The organism is Nocardia sp. NPDC041819, assembly GCF_055590505.1.
Window position 1 is genome coordinate 344,927 of the sequence record NZ_JBVJAP010000003.1, and the last position, 25,568, is coordinate 370,494.

General features: G+C 69.6%; 20 protein-coding genes. 6 read left to right on the top strand and 14 right to left on the bottom strand.

The window, feature by feature from the left end:
* Positions 1-179: 179 nt before the first annotated feature.
* The 4 genes from ACZ6DL_RS13260 to ACZ6DL_RS13275 form a co-directional block, all read right to left on the bottom strand.
* On the bottom strand, positions 180-2,303 hold the full coding sequence (locus ACZ6DL_RS13260) for an ABC transporter ATP-binding protein/permease (RefSeq protein WP_466050904.1): 2,124 nt from the start codon (positions 2,301-2,303) through the stop codon (positions 180-182).
* Positions 2,304-2,307: 4 nt separating this feature from the next.
* Positions 2,308-3,339 (bottom strand): cytochrome d ubiquinol oxidase subunit II, encoded by a 1,032-nt coding sequence (gene cydB / locus ACZ6DL_RS13265; protein WP_466050906.1) that lies wholly within the window; start codon positions 3,337-3,339, stop codon positions 2,308-2,310.
* A gap of 9 nt (positions 3,340-3,348) precedes the next feature.
* A complete protein-coding gene (locus ACZ6DL_RS13270) occupies positions 3,349-4,842 on the bottom strand; it encodes a cytochrome ubiquinol oxidase subunit I (RefSeq protein ID WP_466050908.1) in 1,494 nt (497 codons plus the stop codon).
* A 240-nt stretch (positions 4,843-5,082) separates the two neighbouring features.
* Positions 5,083-6,003, bottom strand: coding sequence for an aminodeoxychorismate lyase (locus ACZ6DL_RS13275; RefSeq protein ID WP_466050910.1), 921 nt, complete (start codon positions 6,001-6,003; stop codon positions 5,083-5,085).
* A gap of 134 nt (positions 6,004-6,137) precedes the next feature.
* Between ACZ6DL_RS13275 and ygfZ the strand changes: the two genes are divergently transcribed.
* The 4 genes from ygfZ to ACZ6DL_RS13295 all read left to right on the top strand — a co-directional run bounded on the left by ygfZ (position 6,138) and on the right by ACZ6DL_RS13295 (position 9,457).
* Positions 6,138-7,301 carry a CAF17-like 4Fe-4S cluster assembly/insertion protein YgfZ gene (gene ygfZ / locus ACZ6DL_RS13280; RefSeq protein WP_466051300.1) on the top strand — a complete coding sequence of 388 codons (1,164 nt, stop codon included), beginning with the start codon at positions 6,138-6,140 and terminating at the stop codon, positions 7,299-7,301.
* Between the two features lie 101 nt (positions 7,302-7,402).
* On the top strand, positions 7,403-8,122 hold the full coding sequence (locus ACZ6DL_RS13285; protein WP_466050912.1) for an MOSC domain-containing protein: 720 nt from the start codon (positions 7,403-7,405) through the stop codon (positions 8,120-8,122).
* Complete coding sequence (locus ACZ6DL_RS13290) at positions 8,119-9,072, top strand: asparaginase (protein ID WP_466050913.1); 954 nt, start codon at positions 8,119-8,121, stop codon at positions 9,070-9,072. The genes ACZ6DL_RS13285 and ACZ6DL_RS13290 overlap by 4 nt, the downstream gene beginning before the upstream one ends.
* A gap of 175 nt (positions 9,073-9,247) precedes the next feature.
* Positions 9,248-9,457 (top strand): DUF3073 domain-containing protein, encoded by a 210-nt coding sequence (locus ACZ6DL_RS13295; RefSeq protein WP_063053670.1) that lies wholly within the window; start codon positions 9,248-9,250, stop codon positions 9,455-9,457.
* A gap of 148 nt (positions 9,458-9,605) precedes the next feature.
* Here ACZ6DL_RS13295 and purM read toward each other — a convergent pair whose 3' ends face one another.
* From purM to purF, 6 genes are all read right to left on the bottom strand, one after another.
* The gene (gene purM / locus ACZ6DL_RS13300; RefSeq protein WP_040864733.1) at positions 9,606-10,682 is read right to left on the bottom strand and encodes a phosphoribosylformylglycinamidine cyclo-ligase; all 1,077 of its coding nucleotides are present in this window, start codon (positions 10,680-10,682) and stop codon (positions 9,606-9,608) included.
* A 130-nt stretch (positions 10,683-10,812) separates the two neighbouring features.
* The gene (locus ACZ6DL_RS13305) at positions 10,813-12,501 is read right to left on the bottom strand and encodes an ABC transporter ATP-binding protein (RefSeq protein WP_466050915.1); all 1,689 of its coding nucleotides are present in this window, start codon (positions 12,499-12,501) and stop codon (positions 10,813-10,815) included.
* Entirely contained in the window at positions 12,494-13,468 is a 975-nt protein-coding gene (locus ACZ6DL_RS13310) for an ABC transporter permease (protein ID WP_466051301.1), read from the bottom strand. The genes ACZ6DL_RS13305 and ACZ6DL_RS13310 overlap by 8 nt, the downstream gene beginning before the upstream one ends.
* Before the next feature lie 35 nt (positions 13,469-13,503).
* Entirely contained in the window at positions 13,504-14,517 is a 1,014-nt protein-coding gene (locus ACZ6DL_RS13315; RefSeq protein ID WP_466050917.1) for an ABC transporter permease, read from the bottom strand.
* Between the two features lie 122 nt (positions 14,518-14,639).
* Complete coding sequence (locus ACZ6DL_RS13320; RefSeq protein WP_466051302.1) at positions 14,640-16,175, bottom strand: ABC transporter substrate-binding protein; 1,536 nt, start codon at positions 16,173-16,175, stop codon at positions 14,640-14,642.
* 462 nt (positions 16,176-16,637) lie between these two features.
* Positions 16,638-18,230, bottom strand: coding sequence for an amidophosphoribosyltransferase (gene purF / locus ACZ6DL_RS13325; protein ID WP_466050919.1), 1,593 nt, complete (start codon positions 18,228-18,230; stop codon positions 16,638-16,640).
* Between the two features lie 216 nt (positions 18,231-18,446).
* Here purF and ACZ6DL_RS13330 point away from each other — a divergent pair, with 216 nt between their 5' ends.
* Positions 18,447-19,715, top strand: coding sequence for an ABC transporter permease (locus ACZ6DL_RS13330; protein WP_466051304.1), 1,269 nt, complete (start codon positions 18,447-18,449; stop codon positions 19,713-19,715).
* A 74-nt stretch (positions 19,716-19,789) separates the two neighbouring features.
* On the opposite strand, the gene ACZ6DL_RS13335 is transcribed toward ACZ6DL_RS13330, so the two are convergent.
* From ACZ6DL_RS13335 to ACZ6DL_RS13345, 3 genes are read right to left on the bottom strand one after another with little or no spacing between them, the layout of a single operon-like run.
* The gene (locus ACZ6DL_RS13335) at positions 19,790-20,182 is read right to left on the bottom strand and encodes a sterol carrier family protein (protein ID WP_466050921.1); all 393 of its coding nucleotides are present in this window, start codon (positions 20,180-20,182) and stop codon (positions 19,790-19,792) included.
* A gap of 10 nt (positions 20,183-20,192) precedes the next feature.
* Entirely contained in the window at positions 20,193-20,852 is a 660-nt protein-coding gene (locus ACZ6DL_RS13340; protein WP_466050923.1) for a lysostaphin resistance A-like protein, read from the bottom strand.
* Positions 20,853-20,884: 32 nt separating this feature from the next.
* Positions 20,885-22,618: an alpha/beta hydrolase gene (locus tag ACZ6DL_RS13345; protein WP_466050925.1), complete on the bottom strand. Its 1,734-nt coding sequence runs from the start codon at positions 22,616-22,618 to the stop codon at positions 20,885-20,887.
* Positions 22,619-22,803: 185 nt separating this feature from the next.
* Here ACZ6DL_RS13345 and ACZ6DL_RS13350 point away from each other — a divergent pair, with 185 nt between their 5' ends.
* On the top strand, positions 22,804-23,094 hold the full coding sequence (locus ACZ6DL_RS13350; protein WP_466050927.1) for a YiaA/YiaB family inner membrane protein: 291 nt from the start codon (positions 22,804-22,806) through the stop codon (positions 23,092-23,094).
* Positions 23,095-23,155: 61 nt separating this feature from the next.
* Here ACZ6DL_RS13350 and purL read toward each other — a convergent pair whose 3' ends face one another.
* Positions 23,156-25,450 (bottom strand): phosphoribosylformylglycinamidine synthase subunit PurL, encoded by a 2,295-nt coding sequence (purL, locus tag ACZ6DL_RS13355; RefSeq protein ID WP_466050929.1) that lies wholly within the window; start codon positions 25,448-25,450, stop codon positions 23,156-23,158.
* Positions 25,451-25,568: the final 118 nt, after the last annotated feature.

Consider the following 25,568-nt stretch of genomic DNA (forward strand, 5'->3'; position numbering starts at 1 on the left):
GCCGACCATCAGCGGGTCTTCCACACAGGTCGCGCCGCTCACTGAGCGAGCTTTCTCGCCTACGCCGGCCCTATGACGTGACCGGGGGCGATCGGCATCGGCCCGACCGTCACGCCGAACCACGCCTGGAAAGGTGACCGGCGGACGACTTCCATGCGAGTCGACGATGCTTCGCGCGTTCACCGCAGGACCTCCGCTCGGTCGGCGCGTACCTCGACGACGTGATCGGCGGCGGCCAGCACGGTCGGGCGGTGGCCGATGACGACGACCGTCGCGCCCGCGCGGGCCCGGACCTGGAGGGCGGCCAGCACGGTGGCTTCGGCGGCGGCGTCGAGGTGCGCGGTCGGCTCGTCCAGCAGCAGGATCGGGCGATCGGTGGCCAGCACCCTGGTCAGCGCGAGGCGTTGGCGCTGGCCGAGTGACAGGCCGATGCCGCCGGGGCCTACCACGGTGTTCCAGCCGTCCGGCAGATCCGCCAGCACGGCGTCGAAGCCGGTGGCCAGGCAGGCGGCTTCGAGATCGTCGATGACGCGCGCCGGGCCGCGGGCGGCGCGGTCCGCAGTTCGCGCGCCGAGCAGTTCGAGGTTGTCCCGCAGCGTGCCGGGTACCAGCACCGGCCGCTGCGGCAGCCACGCCACACGCGCCCACCATCCGTCCGGGTCCAGTTCACGGATGTCGGCACCGTCGACGGTCACGACGCCTCGGTCAGGCGCGATCAAGCCCAGGATCGCCTGCACCGCGGTCGATTTGCCGCTGCCGTTGGGACCGGCGAGCACAGTGAGGGAGCCGGGCCGCAAGACCGCCGACAGACCCGCGGGGGCGTACCCGTCCCGCGCCCGCACCGAGAGGTCACGGAGTTCGACCGCGCCTGGGCCCGCGGAGCTGTCGCGACGAACCGTCGCCATGGCCGGCTTCCGCATGGTGCGGCGGTCGTCGCTCGCATCACCGCCCGCCGGTTCTGCCACCGCGCCCACTCCACCACGGCGGGGCCCCCATGCGGTCGGCTCGTCGCCGGAGTCGGTCGCCGACGCACCCTCCACACCATGACCGGGCGCCGACGCGATCGGCTCGCCGTCACGGTCCTGGGCTGCCGCACCCACCACACCGTGGCCAGGCAGCCACCCGGTCGGCGCGTCGCCTGGATCGGTCGCCGAAAGCCTCCGCACGCCATGGCGGGGCGCCGACGCGATCGGCTCGTCGCCAGGGTCCAGTGCCGCCGCACCCACCACACCATGACCAGGCAGCGACGCGAGCGGATTATCGTCGAGGGCCGTGACGCGCCCGCCGCCGACGTCCGCGGCAGGCGTGGACTCGAGAATCTCGAACGCTTTGTCCGCGGCCGCCATGCCGTCCTGGGCGGCGTGGAAACGTTCGCCCACCATGCGCAGCGGCAGGTACACCTCGGGGGCGAGCACCAGCACCACCAAGCCCGCGTAGAGACTCATCTCGCCGAATACCAGCCGCAGCCCGATGGAGACCGCGATCAGGGCCACGCTGAGGGTCGCGAGCATCTCCAGCACCATCGAGGACAGGAAAGCCATGCGCAGCGCCCGCATGGTGCGTTGCCGCAGCGCGTCACCGAGATCGCGGACGCGGTGCCGCATGGTGTGTGCGGCGGCGTCTGGTTCGGATTCCGCGTGGCCCGTCTCGCGGCCGAGCGCGCGCAACGTCGGCATGCCCGCGAACAGGTCGAGCAATTGGTCCGACAACCGGGTGGTGGCCGCGAGGGTGGCTTCGGCTCTCCCCTGGGTCAGCAGCCCGATGAGGATCATGAAGATCGGGATGAGCGGCAAGGTGATCACCGCGATCACCCCGGAGGTCGGATCGTGGGCCGCGATGACCGCGAGCACGATCGGCGGCACCAGCACCGCCAGCAGCAGAGCGGGTACGTAGCCGACGAGATAGCCGCGCAGCCCGGACAGGCCCGTGCCGACGACCACGGCCAACTCGGTTCGGCGCGTGTCGAGTTCGCGAGGCGACAGCCGTGCGCCCGCCGCGAGCACCGCGCCCTCCAGCTCCGCCACCACGCTCGCGCCCGCTCGATGCGCCAGCCGGGACTGCGACCACGTGGCGAGCACCCGGCCCGCGATCACGAGCGCGAGCACGACCAGTTCGACCGTCCACGCGCCGAGCGTGCGCGAACCCGGGTCGGTGACCACCCCGGCCAGCACCCGCCCGATCAGCAGCGCCGCCACCACGATCGCCGCGGTGACGACCAGTGACAGCGCGACGCTCAGCGCCAGGTAGCCGCGCGCCGAGCGGGCGTACCGCCACAGGCGCGGGTCGATCGGCGGGCGGGCCATGGCGTCAGTCCCGCACGCGCCGCATGGGCAGGCCGACCGGGGGCGGAATCTGCTCGACGGTGATCCGCTTGCGAAAGACCCAGTAGGTCCAGCCCTGGTACACCAGCACGACGGGGGTGGCCAGCGCCGCCGCCCAGCTCATCACCTTCAGCGTGTACGGCGTCGAGGACGCGTTGTGGATCGTCAGGTCGAATGCCGCGTCGAGCGTCGACGGAAGCACGTTCGGGAACAGTGAACCGAACAGCAGCGCGGTCGCCGCCGCGACGGTCACCGTGGTGCCGGTGAACGCCCACCCGTCACGCTGGGCGAAGTCGGCGGCCGCCGCGACGACCAGGCCGAGTATCGCCAGCGCCAGCGGGATCCAGGTCCAGCCGGTCCCGTAGGACAGCTGGGTCCACAATCCGAATCCGCCGACCACGACCACCGTCGGAGCCAGCAGCAGCCGGGCGGTGCGCCGGGCGTCGTCGCGTACCTCGCCGGCCGTCTTGAGCACCAGGAACATCGCTCCGTGCAGCGCGAACAGCAGCCCGGTCGCCAATCCGCCGAGCAGGGCGTAGGGCCCGAACAAGTCGGCCACCGAGCCCGCGAACTGCTTCTTCTCGTTCAGCGGAACACCGTGCACGACATTGGCGAACACCCAGCCCCAGGCCAGCGCCGGAACCCAGGAACCGATGCCGACGCCGATGTCGCAGCGGGCCCGCCAGCGCGGGTCGTCGATCTTGCCGCGGTACTCGATCGCGCAGATCCGCAGGATCAGCGCGACGAGCACCAGCAGCAAGGCCAGGTAGAAGCCGGAGAACAGGCTGGCGTACCACTCGGGGAACGCGGCGAACATCGCGGCGCCCGCGGTGATCAGCCAGACCTCGTTGGCGTCCCACACCGGCCCGATGGTGTTGAGCACCGCGCGCCTGCGCCGGTCGGACCCCTTGCCGAGGATCGGCATGAGCATGCCGACGCCGAAGTCGAAGCCCTCCAGCACGAAGTAGCCGGTGAACAGCGCGCCGATCAGGACGAACCAGAACTCTTGCAGACTCATCGCCGGCTCCTAGTAGGCGAACGAAAGGTGTTCGACGGCGGGTTCTTCGGCCGTGCGGCCGCCCGAGGTCGGGTCCGTGCCGTGCGGCTCGGACGCGGCGGGTGCGGCTGGATCGGGTCCGTGGATCACGTACCGGCGCATCAGGTAGAACCACACGATCGCGAGCGCGCCGTACAGCAGCGTGAAGGTGATCAGGGAGAACAGGACGACGCCGGGCGAGTGGTCCGAGACGCCCTGCTGCACGGTGAGGCGCAGGTTCGGGTCACCGGTGGGGTTGGGCACGACCACCCAGGGCTGGCGCCCCATCTCGGTGAACACCCATCCGGCGCTGTTGGCCAGGAACGGCGTCGGGATGACCAGCAGGCTCAGCCAGGAGAACCAGCGCTGGTCGGGCACCCGGCCGCGGCGAGTGAGCCACAGCCCGGCCAGCGCGAGCAGCGCCGAACCCGCTGACAGCCCGATCATGGCGCGGAACGCCCAGTAGGTGACGAACAGGTTGGGGCGGTAGTCACCGACGCCGAATTTCTCGTTGTAGGCCTTCTGCAGGTCGACGACGCCGTCCAAGGTCACGCCGGTGAACTCGCCCTCCGCCAGCCAGGGCAGCACATACGGCACTTCGAGTACGTGCGTGACGCTGTCGCAGTTGTTGTGCGTGCCGACGGTGAGCACGGAGAAGTCGGGGTCGAGCGCGGTGTGGCACAGCGATTCCGCCGAGGCCATCTTCATCGGCTGCTGCTCGAACATCAGCTTGCCCTGCACGTCACCGGTGTAGAACAACCCGGCCAGCGACACGATCGTCACGACGATGCCCACCCGCGCCGCAGGCCGCCACATCGCCCGCGCCTCGGCGAGTTTCGCCTCGTCGCCGCTGCGGGCGTTGCGCACCATCCACCATCCCGCGATGCCCGCGACGAAAGTGCCCGCCGTCAAGAAGGATCCGGCGACCACATGCGGGAAAGCGGCCAGCAAGGTGTTGTTGGTGAGCACCTCCACGATGCTCTGTAGCTCCGCGCGGCCGGTTTCCGGGTTGTAGCGGGCACCGACCGGATGCTGCATGAACGAGTTGGCCGCGACGATGAAGTACGCCGAGGCGTTCACGCCGATCGCGACCATCCAGATCGCGCCCAGGTGCAGCAGTTTGGGCAACCGGCTCCAGCCGAAGATCCACAGCCCGAGGAAGGTCGACTCCATGAAGAAGGCGATCAGGCCTTCCAGCGCGAGCGGGGCGCCGAACACGTCACCGACGAACCGGGAGTACTCGCTCCAGTTCATGCCGAACTGGAACTCCTGCACGATGCCGGTCGCGACGCCGAGCGCGAAGTTGATCAGGAACAGCTTGCCGAAGAACTTGGTCAGTCGCAGCCAGTGCTGCTTGCCGGTGACGACCCAGGCGGTCTGCATGGCTGCCACCAGCGGCGCTAGACCGATGGTCAACGGCACCAGAAGGAAGTGATAGACCGTGGTGATGCCGAACTGCCATCGGGAGATGTCCAAGGCGTTCAAGCCGGCCTCCTGCATATCTACGACGTGTCGTAGTAAGACTACGTCGGAGACAACGGGGAACAATGAGTCCTAGGCCACGCCACCAGCGCGATTGCCGCCCATTTCGCCTGTTTTCCGTGCTCATCGCCACCCCGTGCCCGCCCGAGTAGGACGGAGATCACGGAGCGGCGCCTCGCCACGACAGCGCCGCCCTGCGTGCCCGGCCGACGCGGCAACCGATTTCGCGGGCGGAACACCCCGTCACCAGTCGCCGATGGCTCCCGCGCGCTCGATGCCGCGATCGACCAGATCGATGATCTCCTGGGCGTTGTCCGGCGCGGACATCCGCAGCCCGTCCAGCGAATTGACCCGCGCCGCAAGCGAGATGCTCGACAGCATCCAGACGCTGTCGCAGGTGAGCAGATCGGCGGTGAACAGCGAGTCGTAGCGGCAGCGCCAGCCGGCCTTCTCGGCTTCGGCGAACAGCGCGCGCTGGGTGACGCCGGGCAGCACGCCGTTCTTCGCGGGCGGGGTGATCAACTGCTTGTCGCGGGCGATCACCACAGTGGACCGTGGCCCCTCCAGCACCCGATTCTCCGTGCTGGTGAAGATCACGTCGTCCGCGCCCATCCGCGCGGCGAACCGCAGGGCGGCCATGTTGGTGGCGTAGGACAGCGTCTTGGCCCCGAGCAACTGCCAGGGCGCCGCCTGCGCGAGGTCGACCGAGATACCGCGCGAGAGGCTCACCACGGCGACGCCTTCGGTGCGGGCCTTCGCCACGCGCTCTGGCACCGGCACGACGAGCACGAAAGCCGTCGGCACCGGCACCGCGGCGGCGAGATCGCCGGTCTTGACCTTGTCGGGTGTGCCAGCCAGCTCGGAGTCGCGGCCTCGGGTCAGCACCAGCCGCAGCACCCCTTCGCGTTCGCTGCCCCATTCCTTGGCGGCGATCTCCACCGCCTCGCGCCATTTGCCCAGTTCGGGCTCGGGCAGATCGAGCGCCTGCGCGGAGCGGCGCAGTCTGCCTAGATGAAATTCGATCGCGCACGCGACACCCGCGCGCACGAGCACCGTTTCGAACACACCGTCGCCGCGCAATACGCCGATATCGTCCGCGAACAACAACGGCGCATCCACATCTCGGACCGCACCATCGAGAGTTACCAGAACTCGATCCACCATGCGACGAGCGTAGGCGGTGTGAGCGGCCAATGCCTATGTCACGGCCGCTTTTGCCAGACCTTTTGTGCAGCCGCACCACAGCGCCCGCCGTAATGCTCGGGCGATGCCGATCGGCTATGCCGGACCGCGGCGCCATGGCCCGGTTCGCGCACCGCCGGGCGGACCCGCCTAGAGTGGAGAAGGTGTCCGTGGTCGTTGCGCCCAGCCCCCTGCTCAGTGTGTCGGGAGCCGTCGCGGGAGCGGCGGGTTCGCCCGACGCCGCCGTCGCCTGGCACTACGGCGATCCGTTCGGTGAACAGCGCGCCGCGGTGGAGCGCGCCGCGATCGTCGACCGCTCGCACCGATTCGTCCTGCGCATCACCGGCGCGGAGCGGCTGACCTGGTTGCACACCATCACCAGTCAGCATGTCGCCGCCCTCGGCGACGGGCAGTCCGCCGAGAACCTCGACCTGGATCTGAACGGCCGGGTGCAGCATCACTTCGTGCTCACCGAGCTGGACGGCACCGTCTGGATCGATACCGAGGCCGAGCGCGGTCCCGACCTGCTCGCATTCCTGCAGAAGATGGTCTTCTGGGCCGACGCCAAGCCGGTCGAAGCCGCCGATCACGCGGTGCTGAGCCTGCTCGGACCGGGAGTCGCCGGTCTGACCGAAGCGCTCGGGGTCCCGGCTCTGCCCGCCATGTACGAGGCGGCGCCGCTGCCCGGCGGCGGCTTCCTGCGCCGGATGCCGTGGCCGACGGCGGACTCCTTCGACCTGATCATCCCCCGCGACCGGCTGACCGACCTCTGGACCCGGCTCACCGCGGCCGGCGCCACCCCCGCCGGGATGTGGGCCTTCGAGGCGCTGCGCGTCGCTGCCGTTCGCCCGCGCATCGGCCTGGACACCGACGAGCGCACCATCCCGCACGAGGCCCGCTGGATCGGCGGCGTCTCCGAGCAAGGAGCGGTTCACCTGGACAAAGGCTGCTATCGCGGCCAGGAGACCGTGGCCAGGGTGCACAACCTCGGCAAGCCGCCACGGCACCTGCTGCTGTTGCACCTGGACGGATCGGCGGACGAGCGCCCGGTTAGCGGCGACGACGTCACCGCGGGTGGCCGCACGGTCGGCAGGCTCGGCACGGTCGTCGACCACTTCGAGCTCGGCCCGATCGCCCTCGCCCTGGTCAAGCGCGCCGTTCCGGCCGATACCGCGCTGGCCGCCGGACCGGTGGCCGCGTCCATCGATCCCGATTCGATGCCCTCCGATGACGAGCCGCAGGCGGGCAGGCTCGCGGTCGACCGGCTGCGCGGGCGTTGATCCGTTGACGAAACACCGTTCGGCATGGGACTTTTCCAGCCGGCACCCGCACCCCTGCTCAGCGCCGAGCCTCCCCATCCGTGACGAGAGGAGCGCTGTCCATGCGCGTCGGTGATACCGGCGAGGTGCTCGCCGCCTGTGTCGTGCACGCCGACCTCGAGGTGCCGACCCGGGTGGGTCGTACCGCTATCGACAAGCGACCGGTGGCGGGCCGGGTCGCGGTGCGCGCGCTCGGCTTGGACGGCGACCACGTCTGCGACACCAAGCATCACGGTGGCGTGCACCAGGCCGTCTACGCCTACGCCGACGAGGACGCCCGACGCTGGGGCACGGAACTCGGCCGCACCCTGCCCGCCGGGTGGTTCGGCGAAAACCTCCGGGTGGGTGGACTTCCGGTCAGCGACTCGGTGATCGGCGCGCGCTGGTCGGTCGGCGACACTCTGCTGGAGATCAGCGCTCCGCGCGTGCCGTGCGCGACGTTCCAGCACTGGAGCGGCGAGCAGCAGTGGGTCAAACGGTTCGCCCTGCGCAGCGACACCGGCGCCTACCTGCGGGTGCTCGAAGAGGGAACGATCGCGGCGGGGGACCGGATCTCGGTGGTGCACGTCCCCGAGCACGGCATCACCGTCCGCGACCTGTTCACCGGCGCCGATCTCGATCTGTTGACGATCCTGCTCGCCGACGAGCCGACCATCTCCGACGACGTGCGCATGCAGGTCGAACGGCACGCGCGCAGGCATACCAACGCCGCGCGGGCCGCGGCGCACCGGCACGCGGCGGCCGGCCGCACCGACGACATCGGCACGGGAGCGCAACTGTGAGTGTGGAACTGGTCGAAGTGGTCCGCTCGGGCTTCCGCGAATGCGTGCACCGCGGCTCGGTGGTGGTGCTCGACGCGGGGGGCGAGCCCACCCTCGAGCTCGGCGAAGTGCATCTGCCGATCTTCCCGCGTTCGACGAACAAGCCGATGCAGGCGATCACCCTCCTGCGCAATGGGTTCCAGCCGCTCGACGACGCCGAACTGGCCATCGCCACCGCCTCGCACTTCGGCGAACCGGACCATGTCGCGCTGGTGCGCAGGCTGCTGGACCGCTTCGGGCTGTCCGACTCGTCCCTGGCGTGCCCGCCCGATCTGCCGTACGACGAACGCGCCCGCGCCGCGGCGCTCGCCGGTGGGCAACAGCCCCATCCGATCTACATGAACTGCTCCGGCAAGCACGCGGCGATGCTCGCGACCTGTGCGATCAACGGCTGGCCCACCGAGGGCTACCAGGACCGGACGCATCCGCTCCAGCGCGCGGTGATCGCGACGGTGGCCGACCTGACCGGCGAGCCCGAAGCCGATCTGGGCATCGACGGCTGCGGACTGCCGATCATCCCGGTCTCGCTGGTCAACCTCGCGCGGGTGTTCGCGACCATGGCGACGGCCGATCCCGGGACCCCGGAACGCCGGGTCGCCGACGCGGTGCGCGCGCATCCGCGAGTGATTTCCGGCACGAACGGGGCCGATCTGCTGACCATGCAGGCCACCCCGGGACTGGTGTGCAAGATCGGCGCGGACGGTGTGCACGCAGGCGCGTTGCCGGACGGATCGGCTTTCGCGTACAAGATCGAAGACGGTCACGATCGGGCGCGAATGCCGCTGACGCTGGCGATTCTGCATCGGATGGGGATCGAGTGGACCGATGCGCACGCGGAGCTCGCGGCCCCTGCGGTGTTCGGCGGGGGCGCCCGAGTCGGTGTGATTCGCGCGATACCCGGCGTGGTCTAGGTATTCCACGGCGGGGCGACAAGCGGGCAAACGGCACCGGTTCCGGAGTTCTTCACCCACTCCTGGAAGCGAGACCGCCGGACACACGCTAAAGTGTCTGTCAGGAAGAGTATTAATTCGAACGGGGCCGCCACCAAACCCCAGGCCGCCCCGCTGTGACGCGAGGGGGTCAGCCATGGGCCGTGGCCGGGCTAAGGCAAAGCAGACCAAGGTCGCACGCGAGCTGAAGTACAGCTCGACGCCGACCGACTTCGCGAGCCTTCAGCGCGAGCTTTCGGGAAGCCCCAACTCCCAGCGGAGTGGTGGTGTGCTGTCCGATGAGCACGACGCGGACGACTCTTTGTCCCGCTGGGACGAGGACGACTACGACGACTGGCGCCGCTGACTCGGATTTACGTCTGAAGGGGGAGGCCGACGGGCCTCCCCCTTCGAGCGTTGTCGCGGGTTGACGTCACAGGCGCCGAAAAGGCTTGCAACACAACAGAGTCCCGCATCGCACGAGGATGCGGGACTCTGACGTGTCTTCGCCGCGGTCAGAACCGCGGATGCTCCCCCACCAGGACGGCGCGCACGGCGTCGGCGTCCTTGGCCTTCTTGACCGTGCCCAGCGTCCAGCACTCGATGTGCCGCGCGGTCAGCACCGCCAGCGCCCGGTCCACGTCCTCCGGGGCGACGACGGCGACCATGCCGACGCCCATGTTGAACGTCTTCTCCATCTCGGCCCGCTCCACCCGGCCGCGCTGGGCGATCATCTTGAACACCGGCGCCGGGTTCCAGGTGCCGCGATCCAGCTCGGCCACCATGCCTGCGGGCAGCACCCGGGCCAGGTTCGCCGTCAGGCCGCCGCCGGTGACGTGGGCGAAGGTGCGCACATCGGTCTCGGCGATCAGCGCCAGGCAGTCCTTGGCGTAGATCCGGGTCGGCTCGAGTAGCTCCTCGCCCAGGGTGCGGCCGAATTCCTCGACGTGGCCGGTGAGCGACATGCGGTCGATGTCCAGCAGCACCTTGCGGGCCAGGCTGTAGCCGTTGGAGTGCAGCCCGGAGGACCCCATGGCGATCACCACGTCGCCGGGACGGACCCGGTCGGGACCGAGCACCGCGTCGGCCTCGACCACGCCGATGCCGGTGGCGGACAGGTCGTAGTCGTCCGGGTCCATCAGCCCGGGATGCTCGGCGGTCTCGCCTCCCAGCAGCGCGCAACCGGCGCGCACACAACCCTCCGCGATACCGGAGACCAGTTCGGCGACCTTCTCCGGCACGACCTTGCCGATAGCGATGTAGTCCTGCAGGAACAGCGGCTCCGCGCCGCAGACCACGAGATCGTCCACCACCATGGCGACCAGGTCGAGGCCGACGGTGTCGTGCTTGTCCATCGCTTGGGCGACCGCGATCTTGGTGCCGACGCCGTCGGTGGAGGCCGCCAGCAGCGGTTCCCGGTAGCCGCCCTTCAACGCGAACAGCCCGGCGAAACCACCGAGGCCGCCTTGGACCTCGGGCCGGGTCGCCTTCTTCGCCAATGGCCCGAACAACTCGACTGCGCGGTCACCTGCCTCGATGTCCACGCCTGCCGCGGCGTATGAGGCACCACCACTGGGGGTCTGTTCAGTCATCTTCGGGGAAAGCTCCAAACCGAATCGGCGGATAGATGCCTGCTCACGCTACCGGAGCCGGATAACGACCCCGCACCGGTGTTGGCTCGCCCTCTTGACAATAGGGCAGAACCAACCGTAAAGCGGACGATCAGTCCGTCTCGTTCCCGTCGAGCCGTCCGGCCTGCTCCCGGCGGCGGCGTTGCCGCACCGGGTCGGGCACCGGCACCGCGGCGACCAGGCGCCGGGTGTACTCCTCTCGCGGCGCACGCAGGATGCGATCGCGATCACCCTCCTCGACCACCGCACCGTCGCGCAACACCACGATCCGGTCGGCGAGCTGATCGACCACCGCCAGGTCATGGCTGATGAACAGGCACGCCCAACCGAATTCCCGCTGTAGCCGGCCGAACAGCTCCAGTACCGCCGCCTGCACCGAGACGTCCAGCGCGCTGGTCGGCTCGTCGGCGACCAGCAGGTCCGGGTCGAGCACCAGAGCGCGGGCCAGGCTCGCGCGCTGACGCTGCCCGCCGGACAACTCGTGCGGGTACCGACCTTCGACACCCGCGGGCAAACGCACGTCGTCGAGCAGTCTGCGCACCCTGGCTCGGATCTGCGCGGAGCTTCCGGCCTTGTGCACCAGCAACGGCTCCGCCACGCACTCCCCCACGGTGAGCCGGGGGTTCAGCGAACTGGCCGGGTCCTGGAAGACGAATCCGAAGCGCCGCCGGATCGGCCGCAGCTTGCGCTGCGACAGCCCCGCGATGTCCTGCCCACGCACCCGCACCGTCCCGGAGGTCGGCCGTTGCAGCGCCGCCACGCAGCGGCCGATGGTCGACTTGCCCGATCCGGATTCACCGACCAGGCCCAGTGTCTCGCCGGGCGCGATGCGCAGGCTCACCCCGTCCACGGCGCGGAACCGCGGCCTGCCGAACGAGCCGGGGAATTCGACCACCAGATCGCGGATCTCGAGCACCGGATCGGTCGCGGTTCCGGTGCGGCCGGACCGCCCGTGTTCGATCTGTTCGGCGCCCAGGTGCGGCACGGCGGCAAGCAGGGCGCGGGTGTACTCGGCCGTGGGCCGGGCGAACAGCTCGTCCACCGGCGCCTGGTCGACCACCGCGCCGTCGCGCATCACCACAACGCGGTCGGCGATGTCGGCGACCACGCCCATGTTGTGGGTGATCAGCACGATCGCGCTGCCGATCCGGTCGCGCAGGTCCCGCAGCAGGTCGAGGATCTCGGCCTGCACCGTGACGTCCAGCGCCGTGGTCGGCTCGTCGGCGATGATCACCTTCGGCTCGCAGGCGATGGCGATAGCGATCATCACCCGTTGTTTCTGTCCGCCGGAGAGCTGGTGCGGATAGTAGCCCACCCGGTGCTCCGGGTCGGGCAACCCCACCAGGCTCAGCAGTTCCACCGCGCGCGCCCTCGCGGCCTTCTTGGTCATCTCGGTGTGCGCCCGCAGCGCCTCGCCGATCTGGAAACCGACGGTGAACAACGGGTCCAGCGCCAGTCCGGGTTCCTGGAACACCATCGAGATCGCACCGCCGCGCAATGCGGTGAGCTGCTTCTCGCTCATCGCGGTGACCTGCTCGGTGCCCAGGGTGACCAGGCCGGCGACGGTGGCGGTCGCGGGCAGCAACCCCATCGCGGTGCGCGAGCTCACCGACTTGCCCGAACCGGATTCCCCGACGACGGCCAGCACTTCGCCCGGATAGACCTCGTAGGAGACGTCGGTGACCGCGTGCACGGGCCCCGCGTCGGTGGCGAAGGTGACCGACAGCGATTCGACGGACAGGGCCGGGCGGCCCCGGCCGGCCGCGGAAGACTCAGGCATCGGTCACGTCCTTTCCTCCGCCCGGCGCGACGCCGGGCGCGCTCGCCACCGCCGCCGCGCGACGAGTGCGCAGGATGGGGTTGAGCACTTCGTTGAGGCTCTCGCCCACCAAGGTCATGCCGAGCACGACGAGCACGATGGCGACGCCGGGGAAGACGCCGGTCCACCAGATGCCGTTGGAAACGTCCGACAGCGCTTTGTTCAGGTCGAAGCCCCACTCCGCGGCCTGGGTCGGTTCGATGCCGAAACCGAGGAAGCCGAGCCCGGCCAGGGTGAGGATGGCCTCCGACCCGTTGAGCGTGACGATCACCGGCAGCGATTGGGTGACGTTGGCGAGGATGTGCCGGAACAGGATTCGCGTGGTCGACGCACCGGTCACCCGGGCCGCGTCGACGTACGGCTCCTGTTTCACCGCCACGGTCGCGTTGCGCACCACGCGGAAGTACTGCGGCACGAAGACCGCCGTGATGGCCACCGCCGCGGACAGCACACCGCCCAGGCTGGTCGAGCGGCCGCCCGCGACCACGATGGACACCACGATCGCCAGCAGCAGCGTCGGAAACGCGTACATCGCGTCCATGAACAGCACCAGCAGCCGGTCCGGCCATCGCCCGGCATAGCCGGACAGCAGCCCCAGCGGCACCCCGATCAGCAGCGAGAGCACCAGCGAGATCGCGATCACCCACAGCGCGGTGCGCGCACCGTAGATCACCCGCGAGAACACGTCCTCGCCGCGCACCGAGGTGCCGAACCAGTGTTCGGCCGACGGCGCCTGCTGGCGGGCGAACTCGATACCGTCGGCGGCGCTCTGGGCGAACCCGTACGGCGCGATCAGCGGAGCGAGAACGGCGGCGACCACGAAGACGCCGACCAACGCGAGCCCGAGGATCAGCGTCGCGCGCTGCAACCCCGCGGTCATCGCGAACAACCGCAGGCCGGGTACGCCCCTTCGCGGCGCGGACGGCATGACCGGAGGTTCGTTCAGTAGTTCCGGAGCGGTCATCAGAACCTCACCCTCGGATCGATCAGCGCAACCAGGACGTCCACCACGAAACTCAGCACCGCCACGATGAGCGCGATGAACGCGACGATGCCCTGCACGGCGATGAAGTCGCGCGCCGACAGGTACTGCGCGAACTGGTAGCCGAGGCCCTTCCACTCGAACGTGGTCTCGGTGAGCACCGACGCGCCGAGCATCATGGCGATCTGCATGCCCATCACCGTGACGATGGGGATCATCGCGTTGCGGAAGGCATGCCGCCCGGTCACCACGCGGCGGGACAGACCGCGCGCCCGTGCGGCGTCCACGTAGTCGGCGCGCAGGGTCTGGATCAGGTTGATCCGCACCAGCCGCAGGAAGATGCCCGCGGTGAGCAGGCCCAGCGCGACGGCGGGCAGCACGGCGTGTTTCAGCACGTCGAGCAGGTAGCCGGGATCGCCGTAGAGGATCGCGTCGATCACCATGATGTTGGTCTTCGGCGAGACGTGCTGCAACCGCAGTTCCACGTTGGTGCTCGCCCGGCCCGCCACCGGCAGCCAGCCCAGCCGCACCGCGAACACCAGCTTGAGCAGCAGGCCGACGAAGAACACCGGCGCGGCGTAGAACAGGATGGCCAGCAGGCGCAGCGTGGTGTCGGCAGCCGAATCCCGGTGGGTGGCGGCGTATCTGCCGAGCGGGACGCCGATCGCGAACGCGACGATCAGCGCCCAGCACACCAGCTCCAGCGAGGCCGCGCCGTAGGTGAGCACCACCTCGCTGATCTCCCGATTGTCCTGGGAGCGGCCGAGATCCCCGTGCAGCAACCCGGAGAGGTAGTCCCGGTACTGGGCCAGGATCGGCCGGTTGAGCCCGGCTGCCTGCTTGCGCGCCGCTATCTGCTCCTGGGTCATGCGCCCGCCCATGGCCGCGCTGATCGGATCGCCGACCACGCGCATCAGGAAGAACACGACCGTGACCAGGATCCACGCGGTCACCGGGATCAGCAGCAGGCGGACGCCGAGGTAGCGCGACAACATGCGGTGCCGGGAATCGTCGCCGCCCCTGCCTGTTCGCCGCGGGCCCCGGGGCCGGGCCCGGAACGCTGCCGGCGCGCTGTCCGCCGGTATCGCCGCCTCGGGCCCGGCCGTCTCGCCGGAACTCACTTGCTCAGCACCGTATAGCGGAACTTGAACGACGCGTCGAGCGTCTGCTCCACGCCTCGCACGCCTGCGGCCGAGACCGCGATCTGCTTGCCGGACAGCAGCGGGACGATCGGCAGGAAGTTCTGCGCGAGGTCGCGCTGCACCTGCTGGATCTGCGCGAGCCGCTTGTCCTTGTCGGGCTGGGTGGCCTGCGCGATCAGCTGCGCGGAGATGCCCGGGTCCTCGAAGTGCGATTGCAGGAAGTTGTTCGGGCCGAAGAACGGAGAGAGGTAGTTGTCCGGGTCCGGGAAGTCCGGGAACCAGCCGAACTGGTAGAGCGGGTAGCCGTCGCGGGCCCGTTCGCGCTGGTAGGTCACCCATTCGGTGGATTGCAGGTTGACCGAGAACAAACCGGTGGCCTCCAGCTGCGACTTGATCGCCGCGTACTCCTCGGAGCTGCTGGAGCCGTAGTGGTCCGGGTTGTATTGGAGATTCAGCTCCACCGGGGTCGCCACCCCGGCGTCGGCCAGGAATCGCGCCGCCTGATCCTTGTTCGGCCGGGCGCCGTAGATGTCCTCGAACGGCTCCGCCGCGCCCGGCACGCCCTGCGGCACGGACGAATACGCGGGCAGGTACGTCTTCTTGTAGACGCCGTCGGCCAGCGCGGCCCGGTCGACGGCGGACGCGACCGCCTTGCGCACGGCCAGCTTCTGCGCGGGCGTACCGCCCGGCATGGTGTTCAGGTTGAACACCAGGTAGCGCAATTCACCGCCCGGGCCCTCGTGCACGGTGACCTTGCTGTCGTTGCGCAGCGACTCGATGTCGGTGGGCGTCAGCGACCGATATCCGACGTCGAGCGAACCGTTCTGGAGGTCGAGTTTCATGTTGTCGGCGGTGGCGTAGTACTTCGTCGACACCGTCTTGGTTCTCGGTGTGCCGAGGATGCCGTTGTAGTCGGCGAACGCCCGGTACTCGACCAGTTTGTTCTTGTCGTAACCGGCGATGGTGTACGGGCCGGAGTAACCCTTGCCCCGCACCACATCCTCGTCCGGCAACACCCGGTCCGGGGCGTACACCTTCTCGTCGACGATCGGTCCCGCCTGGGTGGGCAGGATCGCGGGGAAGGTCTGATCGTTGGCCACCTTCAGCGTGAACGCGACGGTGCGCGCGTCCACCACGTCGGTCTTCTCCAGGTTGCCGAGCAGTGCCGCGGGCCCGTTCGGATCGTTGATCCGCAGCATCCGGTCGAAGGAGAACTTCACGCTGGTGGCGGTCAGCGGGTTGCCGTTGGCGAATCTCAGGCCGTCCTTCAGCGTGCAGGTGTACACCGTGGGCGCGGTGAACTCGCACTTCTGCGCGGCATCGGGCCGAGGTGTCGCGTCGCCGGGCGCGAAGTTCAGCAGGTACTGGTAGATCTGCGTCTCTGCGACGAGCGAGCCGTTGTCGTAGGCGGCCGCCGGATCGAGCGAGAAGATCTTGTCGGTGGTGCCTGCCACCAGGCCGCCGCCGTCATCGTCCTCGCCGGTTCGCCCGGAACCGCAGCCCGCCAGCATCGACGCCGCCAACCCCAGTAAGCCGACGGCCGCGATGGTTCGCGTCCCGATCCGTCGCCCCAACCACGAATTCCTCATCACGGCCCCACTTCTCGAGCGCCGCACCGCGCTCGGCGTGGATCGCGGGCCCGGTGCGGACGCGGGTGAACTTCCGGTCTGATCGGCACCGTACCCACGAAGCATTTTCGGCACGTTACGTTTTCGAAGAAAATCCGCGAGCCCGTCAGCAGGCGTTATGCGTAGAGCCTACGGCCGCCGGTAGAACCGGTCGTATGTCCAGGACGGCGGCGTAGAGCGGCGCGTCATGTCTCGAGCACGCCACGCGACACTGCGCGACAGGACATGACGGTACCGGCGGACGCTTCGGCGAGACCATCACTCGCCGCGGCGAAAGGGATTCCGGCGGACGCCCGGAGCGGGCGACCCACCGGCGCAGGTGATCACAAGGCGATCAGCGGCCGCTCACGGACGGCTCAGCGCGCTCGCATTCGCGTTATCGCTCAGCAGCGCGGCCTCGGACTGGCCGGTGAGCATGCCCTCGAGCACGTTCTTCCCGATGGCAGCCTCGGTGGGCAGCGGAATCGGATAGGTGCCGTCGAAGCACGCGCAGCACAGCCGCGAGCGCGGCTGTTCGGTCGCGGCGACCATGCCGTCGAGCGAGATGTAGCCGAGGGTGTCGGCGCCGATCGACCGGCGCACGCCCTCGACCATGTCCGCGACGTCGCCTTCGGTCCCCGCGCCGTTGGCGATCAGTTCCGCCCGCGAGGCGAAGTCGATGCCGTAGAAGCACGGCCATTTCACCGGCGGCGAAGCGATGCGCACGTGGATCTCCACCGCGCCCGCCTCGCGCAGCATCCGGATGAGCGCGCGCTGGGTGTTGCCGCGCACGATCGAGTCGTCCACGACGATCAGGCGCTTGCCCCGGATCACCTCGCGCAGCGGATTGAGCTTGAGCCGGATGCCCAGCTGCCGGATGGTCTGGCTGGGCTGGATGAACGTGCGCCCGACGTAGGCGTTCTTCATCAGACCCTGGCCGTAGGGCACTCCCGACCCCTGTGCGTAGCCGACGGCGGCCGGCGTACCGGATTCGGGGACCGGGATCACCAGATCGGCGTCTACCGGGTGTTCCTTCGCGAGGCGGCGGCCGATCTCCACCCGGGTGGCGTGCACCGACCGGCCCGCGATGGCGCTGTCCGGCCGGGCCAGGTACACGTACTCGAAGACGCAGCCCTTGGGTTCGGGGTTGGCGAAGCGCATCGAGCGCACGCCTTCGGCGTCGATCGCCAGCAATTCGCCGGGTTCGATCTCGCGGACGAACGCGGCGCCGACGATGTCCAGCGCGGCCGTCTCGCTGGCAACGACCCAGCCACGCTCCAGCCTGCCCAGGCACAGCGGGCGGACGCCGTGCGGGTCGCGCGCGGCGTAGAGGGTGTGCTCGTCCATGAAGGTCAGGCAGAACGCGCCCTTCAAGGTGGGCAGCAGTTCCATCGCGGCCTGCTCGATGCTCGAGTCGGCGGAGGCGTGCGCGAGCAGCGCGGTCACCACGTCGGAGTCGGAGGTCGCCGCGGCGGGCTGCGGGCGCCCGCCCCGGACGGAAGCGCCGAGCAGGCCGAGTTCGCGTGCGCGACCGGCCAATTCGGCGGTGTTGACCAGATTTCCGTTGTGCCCCAGGGCAAGTCCGGAGCCGACGGCGGTGGTGCGGAAGATAGGCTGCGCGTTCTCCCAGGTCACCCCGCCCGTGGTGGAGTAGCGGCAGTGCCCGACGGCGATGTGACCCGGCATGGCCGCCAGCGTCTGCTCGTCGAACACCTGGCTGACCAGACCCAGATCCTTGAAGACCAGGATCTGCGAGCCGTCCGACACCGCGATGCCCGCCGCCTCCTGTCCGCGGTGCTGCAGCGCATAAAGCCCGTAATACGTGAGCTTCGCCACTTCTTCGCTCGGCGCCCAGACTCCGAAGACTCCGCACTCCTCGCGTGGCTCGTTCTCGTTGACGTCCGGGGCGGGACAGGAGGGGGCGGAAATGCTCTGGACCGGCAGTTCGGCGTTGGTCACCGTTTGCTCCCTGTTCGGGCGGGCTGGGGGCAGATTTCATTCTACGGGTGCTCGGTGGCGCACCGACACCGCCGCCGCATCCGAGCAGCAATCCGGAGTGCCCGAAGCGCGGCCGGTGCGACGCGGGCAGCTGTTACGGTGCGCACCGTGACGACTACGGACGACGCGAGCACGACGGAGTCGGGTGCGGCCCCCGCGCGCAGGCCATGGCCTCGGATGGTGCTCTTCCCCCTCGCGGTGCTGAGCCTGCTCACCGCACTGCTGGGCATCATGTACCTCGACTACGTCGTCGATCCGGAGAAGAACCTGCACGATTTCCCGATCGCCCTGGTCAACCAGGACGTCGGCGACACCATCGGCAGCGGGAGCACCGCGCGGAAGGTGAATTTCGGCGACCAGATCACGCAGGCGCTGTCCGATGGGGTGCCGTCGGACAAGGTCGACCTGCGGGTGATCAGCATCAACGAGTCCGAGCGGCAGATGCAGTCCGGGCAGGTCTACGGCGCGATCATCATCCCGAGCGATTTCAGTAAGCGGCTCGGGAATCTGGGTGTGGGCAGTGTCATACCGGGCGACATCCAACGGCCGATCATCACGTTGCAGACGAATCCGCGCACCGGCGCGTTCGGCACCCAGATCGTGCTCCGGGTCGGCGACGAGGCGCTCACCGAGGTGAACAAGCAGGTCGGCAAGCAGCTGCTCGATCAGGTCACCGCGCAGCTCGCCCCGCCGCCCGGCGGCCCGCCCGCGCCCGAGCTGACCGGGGCGACCAAGGTCGCGCTCGCGTCGCCGATCGAGGTGGTCACGCAGCAGTACCACCCGCTGCCGCACGGTAGCGGGCAGGGGCTGACCGCCTTCTTCTACGCCCTGTTGCTGCTGCTGGCCGGTGTGGTCGGCGCGATGGTGATCCACACCATGATCGACGCGCAACTCGGCTTCGTGCCCACCGAGTACGGCCCCTGGTACGTGCACTACCCCTCCACGCCGATCTCCCGGTTCAGGACGCTGCTGATCAAGTGGTGCGTGTTCGTGCTGGCGGCGGGCATCGTCTCCGCGGTGTTCCTGGTCGTCGGCAAGCTGCTGGACATGCCGATCGGCAATCCGCTCGCCCTGTATCTCTACAGCGCGCTGGCCCTCACCGCCGTGGGCGTCACCGGGCTGTCCATGCTGGCGGCGATCGGCTCGGCGGGCCTGCTGGTGAACCTGATCCTGTTCGTCATCCTCGGTTTGCCGTCCTCCGGCGGCACCGTGCCGATCGAGGCGACCCCGCGATACTTCGGCTCGCTCGCTTCCTTCGAGCCCATGCACCAGGTGTTCCTCGGGGTGCGGTCGATCCTGTACTTCGACGCGAATTTCGAGGCGGGACTCACGCGCGGGGTGTGGATGGCCGTCCTGGGGCTGGCGATCGGGCTGGCGCTGGGCGCGGCGGTCACCCGCTTCTACGACCGTAAGGGGCTGGAGCGCCGCAACATCGTCCAGGCGTGAACCGGAACACGCCGCGAATCAGCGGTTTCCGAGCACACCTCGACCGGCCCGTCGGCACCGCTCAGGCGCGGACCTCAGGCGGTGGCCCGGACGATCGGGAGCCAATGCGCGATCTCGGCCGCGCGGGTGCCGGAGGCGGTGACGGCGCCGGAGGCGACGGCGTCGTCGAACTCGAGCAGGCCGGTGGCCAACAGCAGCCAGGTGCGCGGGTCGGTCTCGACGACGTTCGGCGGGGTGCCTCTGGTGTGCCGCGGCCCCTCGACGCACTGCACCGCGACGAACGGCGGTACCCGCACCTCCACCGAATGTCCCGGAGCTGAGGCCGCCAGCGAGCGCGCCGTGGTCCGCACCGCCGACGCGAGTTCGGCGCGCGCCGGCGAGTCGACCGACTCGTCCCGCAACCACTCGCTCACCACCGCCACCGCTGCCCTCGTTTGCGCCGGGTCGACCGTCCCTCGTCCTGCCACCTTCGCGACCCTACTTCCCGAATTCATCCACAGTTGTCCCCAAGCCGTACGACGCCGGCCGGGATCCGCGCGAGGAAGCGTCGATGCGGCGGGCCAAGCGCGGCGCGATCGCCCCGCCCGCGTTCATGGCGAGATGCAACAGCGCCGGGGCGACGGTGCCCGCGGTGCGGCGGCGCAGCCGACCGAACACGAGGCCGCCCGCCGCGGTGACGGCCACGGTGGCGGGGACGCTGTCGCCCACGGCCCGCGCGGGAGCGATGTGCCAGAGCCCGAAAGTCGCCGCGCCGAGCAACGCACCCGTGCGCGGGCCGAAGGCGTGGTCCAGCAGGGGATCCAGCGTGCCGCGAAAGACCAGTTCCTCGCTGTAGACGGTCCCGAGGGGAATGTGCACGGCCACCCACTCCGCGGTCGATACGTCCGGCCCGCGTTCGGCGAGTTCGCCCAGTCGCCAGCGCAGTGCTGGAACGGCAAGGGCCGCGACGTAACCGGCCACGACGCCCGAGGCGGCGAGCAGCCCGCAGCGCACACCACGCCACGAGCCACGGCCCGGCTCGGCGCGCGACGCCACCGCGTACGCGGTGGCGAAACCGGCGTTGGCCGCGGTTCGCCCGCGTATGCCGAGACCGAGGCGGGGCAGCACCACGTTGCTCCAGATCAACGGAAATGCCACGGCCGCAATGATTCTCGCGGGACGCCTCCGTCTCACTTGGTCGTCCGCTCGTAATCCTCGGCGGCCTCTACTTCGGCCCGGATCCGTTCGGAACGCTCCGCGGTCCAATCCGGCGGCGCGGCGATGGCCGCCCAGCCGTCCAGCACCAGGCTGCCGTAGCGGTGTCCGTGCCCGTCGGTGACGCCCTGCGCGTTGGTCAGGTCGGCGGCCACCTGCCAGAAGGTGACGAACGGCCACCAGCGCATCTGGGAGGAGACGTCCGAGCCGCGCGGCTCGGACAGCCAATCCGGGCGCGAGAAGATCAGGTCCGGCGACCACCAGACGATCGGGTCGGACGCGTGCTGTAGATACGCGATGCGCGGCGGCCGCCACTCCGTCGACGGCCGCGCCAGGTCGACGCTGTCGCTGGCGAACCGGACGACCAACCCGTCCGCGTACAGCGGCTGGACCTCCCGGGACCCCGGATCGCGGCGGGCGACGAACTGCTGCCACAGCCGGTTGGAATTGGGCGGGCCGACCCAGAGTGCGCCGTCGACCTTGGCCCGCAGATCGGCCAGACCGTCGAACGCCGCCTCGGAACCCTGCGAACCCAGGCTCTCCCCGTACACCAGCAGCTTGGGGCGAACCTGCGGCGGCCGCGCGGACCAGTGCTGGTACACCGCGTCGAACAAGTCCCTGCCCGCCGCGGCCGCCTTGTTGCGGTCGGCCAGGAACGACAGCACGCTGGGCAGGTACGAGTACTGCGTGGCGACCATCGCGGTGTCACCGTCGTACATGTACTCGATCGCCCCGGCGGCCAGCGAGTTCACCCACCCGGTCCCGGTGGTGGTGACCACCACGAGCGCCTTCCGGTCGAATGCTCCGGTTCGCTCCAATTCCGCCACCGCCAGTTCCGCCGGTTCCTCGTCGCCTTCGCCCGACTCCAAGCCGACGTAGGCCCGGATGGGTTCCCTGGCCGGACGGCCGGTGACCGAGGTGATGCGGCTCGCCGTGGGGCCGTGCGAGACGAACCAGCGCCCTTCGAAGCCGAGGGTCTCCCACTTCGCCAGCGAGGTCGGGCTGCCCGAGCGTTCCGGCTGCTGCGGCTGCACCGCGTTCACCGAGGTGTGGTCGTTCTGCACGCTGAAGGCCGAGTTGGCCACCGCGAAGAACGCCTGGGTGGCCACACCGTTGAAGATCGTCACCGCCAGCACCACCAGCACCAGGAACCCGGCGGCGGGCGCGAGTTCGCGTGGGATCCGCACCCACCGATTGAGCAGGCGGGCCAGGAACAGGATGATCTCCCGCAGCGTCCGATAGGCCGAGACGGCCGCGACGCCGACCGCCAGGCTGAGCAGACCGGTGCGCAGATAGGCGGGCGTGGTGGTGCCCTCCATGCCCATCAACGCCGTGATCTCACGCTGCCACCGCGCCGACTGGATCAGCATCAGCGCGGCGCTCAACGCGGCGGTGAGCAGCACGGCGGACTTGATCGCGTAACGCGCCCACGTCGGCGGCGGCGCGATCTTCACCCGTGGCCGCACCCACAGCCGGAACAGCCACTCCAGCAAACAGCCGGCACCGTAGCCGATGGCGGCGTTGATCCCGCTGATCAACCCCTGGAACAGCCAGTCGCGCGGCAGCAGCGAAGGCGTCACCGACAGCGCGAAGAACACGGTGGCCACGACCAGGCCGACGTAGTTGAGATCGATGACGTCCTCGGCGTGCCGGGTCATCGCGACCGCGCGCGTACGCAGCTTTCGCATGGTCCCGGCGCTCTCCAGCATTCGATCAGTATGGCGGTCGGCACCGACGGCCCGGCGCGTCGCCCACCGTGACGCGGGCACACCGGGCGCGGATCACACCGCCCGCGGGGCCCGTGAACGGACGGTTTTTCCGAATGGCAACTACCCATTGCGCTCGAGTAGTTGTACAGGGGTGCTCGGGCCGCGCCGTCCGGAAACTCTTATCCATGAGCACAACGACCACGCGGACGAAAGCCAGCGCCGCATACGTCGCGCAGGCCTCGCTCGCCTTCGGCATCAGCTTCGTCGGCATCGGCGTCGGCATCTACGCGCTGCCGCTGGATGTCTGGCAGCGCGGATTCCTGGGGATGTCGATGCTCTTCCTGGTCACGAGCACCTTCACGCTGGCGAAGGTGGTCCGCGACCAGCACGAGGCGGCGACCATAAACGGTCGCATCGATCAGGCGCGGATGGAGAAGCTGCTCTCCGAGCACGATCCGTTCAACTCCGTCGCCTGAGTACGCGCACCTGGGCGGGCCCGGTAACGAGGGGTTCAGGCCCGCCCAGGTGGGCGTTTCGTCAGACGGTGCCCGCGCCGAACAGCTTCGGCAGCGTGCCCTCGTGCGCGGTCCGCAACTCGTCCATGGGGATCGAGAACTGGCCCTGCACCTCGAGCGAATCCGAACCCTGATCGACCACACCGATACGCACCCACGGCAGTTCGCGCGCGGTGCACATCCGGGTGAACCTGGTCTCCTCCGAGCGCGGCACGGCGACCAGCACGCGCCCCGCCGACTCGGAGAACAGCGTGACGAACGGGTCCTCGCCCTCGGGAAGCAGGATGCGGCAACCGGTTTCACCGGCGAGCACGGCTTCGACGACGGCCTGGGCGAGACCGCCCTCGGAGAGGTCGTGCGCGGCGCTGATCATGCCGTCGCGCGAACCGGCGGTCAGCACCTCCGCGAGCAGCTGCTCGCGAGCGAAGTCGACCTTCGGCGGCACGCCGCCCAGATGCTCGTGCTCCACCTGGGACCAGATCGACCCGCCGAACTCGTCGCGGGTCTCGCCGAGCAGGATCAGCGTCTCGCCCGGCTCCAGCCCGAGGCCGGTCGGGATGCGGCGGTGCACGTCGTCGATCACACCGAGCACGCCGACCACCGGGGTCGGCAGGATCGCGGTCTGGCCGGTCTGGTTGTAGAAGCTGACGTTGCCGCCGGTGACCGGGATGCCGAGCGCCACGCAGCCGTCCGCCAAGCCGCGTACGGCCTGCTGGAACTGCCACATCACGCCGGGGTCCTCCGGTGAACCGAAGTTCAGGCAGTTGGTGACGGCCTTCGGCGTCGCGCCGGTGGTGGCCACGTTGCGGTAGGCCTCGGCCAGCGCCAGCTGCGCACCGGCATAGGGGTCCAGCTTGGTGTAGCGGCCGGACGCGTCGGTGGCCAGCGCGATGCCGCGGCCGGTCTGCTCGTCGATCCGGATGACGCCCGCGTCGGCCTGGTCGGCGAGCACGGTGTTGCCGCGCACGTAGCGGTCGTATTGCTCGGTGATCCACTTGCGGCTGCACAGCTGCGGGCTGGAGATCATCCGCAGCAGCGTGGCGCGCAGTTCGTCGGCGGTCTCCGGCCGGGCGAGCCGGTCCGGGGTGTCGGCGATCAGCGCGTCCTGCTCGTCGGGCCGCGCGAGCGGGCGCTCGTAGACCGGGCCCTCGTGCGCGACGGTGCGCGGCGGCACGTCCACCACGGTATCGCCGTGCCAGGTGACCACCAGCCGGTCACCCTCGGTGACCTCGCCGATCACCGTGGCCAGCACGTCCCACTTGCGGCACACGGCCATGAACGCGTCCACGTTCTCCGGGGTGACGACCGCGCACATGCGCTCCTGCGACTCGCTGGAGAGCACCTCGGCGGGCGTCATGCCGGTCGCGCGCAGCGGCACCTTGTCCAGCTCGATGTGCATGCCGCCGTCCCCGGCCGCCGCGAGTTCGGAAGTGGCGCAAGACAACCCGGCGCCGCCGAGGTCCTGGATGCCGACCACCAGCTTCGCCGCGTACAGCTCGAGACAGCACTCGATGAGCACCTTCTCGGTGAACGGGTCGCCGACCTGCACCGAGGGCAGCTTCTTGCGGCCGGAGCCGGACTCGTCACCGGAGAAGGTGTCCGAGGCCAGCACCGAGACGCCGCCGATGCCGTCCAGGCCGGTGCGCGCGCCGAACAGCACGATCTTGTTGCCCGCGCCGGAGGCGAAGGCCAGGTGCAGGTCCTCGACCCGCATCACCCCGGCGCACAGCGCGTTCACCAGCGGATTGCCCTGGTAGGAGGCGTCGAACACGGTCTCGCCGCCGACGTTCGGCAGGCCGAGCGAGTTGCCGTACCCGCCCACACCGCGCACCACGCCGTCCACCACGCGGCGGGTGTCGGCCGCGTCCGCGGCGCCGAAGCGCAGTTGGTCCATCACCGCGATCGGGCGCGCGCCCATCGCCATGATGTCGCGCACGATGCCGCCGACGCCGGTGGCCGCACCCTGGTACGGCTCGACGTAGGAGGGGTGGTTGTGACTTTCCACCTTGAAGGTGACCGCCCAGCCGTCGCCGACGTCGACGACGCCCGCGTTCTCACCGATGCCCGCGAGCATGGACTCGCGCATCTGGTCGGTGGTGGTCTGGCCGAAGTAGCGCAGATGCACCTTCGAGGACTTGTAGGAGCAGTGTTCGCTCCACATCACCGAGTACATCGCCAGTTCGGCGTCCGTCGGCCTGCGGCCGAGGATCTCCTTGATCCGGGCGTACTCGTCGTCTTTGAGCCCGAGTTCTTTGTAGGGTTGCGGCACGTCGGGGTTTGCTGCGGCTGCGCTGACGGTGTCGACCTGCGGAGTCACGGAGTACCAGGGTCCTTTCGGCCGGGCATTGTGAAGCGACGAGCGTTGTCACTGGGGGGCGGCGAGATGCCTGGGTGTAAGTCTAGAGGCAGTGGGTACGGGCCATACGCACCGGCTA

Coding starts and splice junctions, on each gene's coding strand:
- ACZ6DL_RS13260 (WP_466050904.1), bottom strand. CDS start 2,303: ATGGCCCGCCCGCCGATCGACCCGCGCCTGTGGCGGTACGCCCGCTCG.
- cydB (WP_466050906.1), bottom strand. CDS start 3,339: ATGAGTCTGCAAGAGTTCTGGTTCGTCCTGATCGGCGCGCTGTTCACC.
- ACZ6DL_RS13275 (WP_466050910.1), bottom strand. CDS start 6,003: ATGGTGGATCGAGTTCTGGTAACTCTCGATGGTGCGGTCCGAGATGTG.
- ygfZ (WP_466051300.1), top strand. CDS start 6,138: ATGGCCCGGTTCGCGCACCGCCGGGCGGACCCGCCTAGAGTGGAGAAG.
- ACZ6DL_RS13285 (WP_466050912.1), top strand. CDS start 7,403: ATGCGCGTCGGTGATACCGGCGAGGTGCTCGCCGCCTGTGTCGTGCAC.
- ACZ6DL_RS13295 (WP_063053670.1), top strand. CDS start 9,248: ATGGGCCGTGGCCGGGCTAAGGCAAAGCAGACCAAGGTCGCACGCGAG.
- purM (WP_040864733.1), bottom strand. CDS start 10,682: ATGACTGAACAGACCCCCAGTGGTGGTGCCTCATACGCCGCGGCAGGC.
- ACZ6DL_RS13305 (WP_466050915.1), bottom strand. CDS start 12,501: ATGCCTGAGTCTTCCGCGGCCGGCCGGGGCCGCCCGGCCCTGTCCGTC.
- ACZ6DL_RS13310 (WP_466051301.1), bottom strand. CDS start 13,468: ATGCCGTCCGCGCCGCGAAGGGGCGTACCCGGCCTGCGGTTGTTCGCG.
- ACZ6DL_RS13315 (WP_466050917.1), bottom strand. CDS start 14,517: ATGTTGTCGCGCTACCTCGGCGTCCGCCTGCTGCTGATCCCGGTGACC.
- ACZ6DL_RS13320 (WP_466051302.1), bottom strand. CDS start 16,175: ATGCTGGCGGGCTGCGGTTCCGGGCGAACCGGCGAGGACGATGACGGC.
- ACZ6DL_RS13330 (WP_466051304.1), top strand. CDS start 18,447: ATGGTGCTCTTCCCCCTCGCGGTGCTGAGCCTGCTCACCGCACTGCTG.
- ACZ6DL_RS13345 (WP_466050925.1), bottom strand. CDS start 22,618: ATGCTGGAGAGCGCCGGGACCATGCGAAAGCTGCGTACGCGCGCGGTC.
- ACZ6DL_RS13350 (WP_466050927.1), top strand. CDS start 22,804: ATGAGCACAACGACCACGCGGACGAAAGCCAGCGCCGCATACGTCGCG.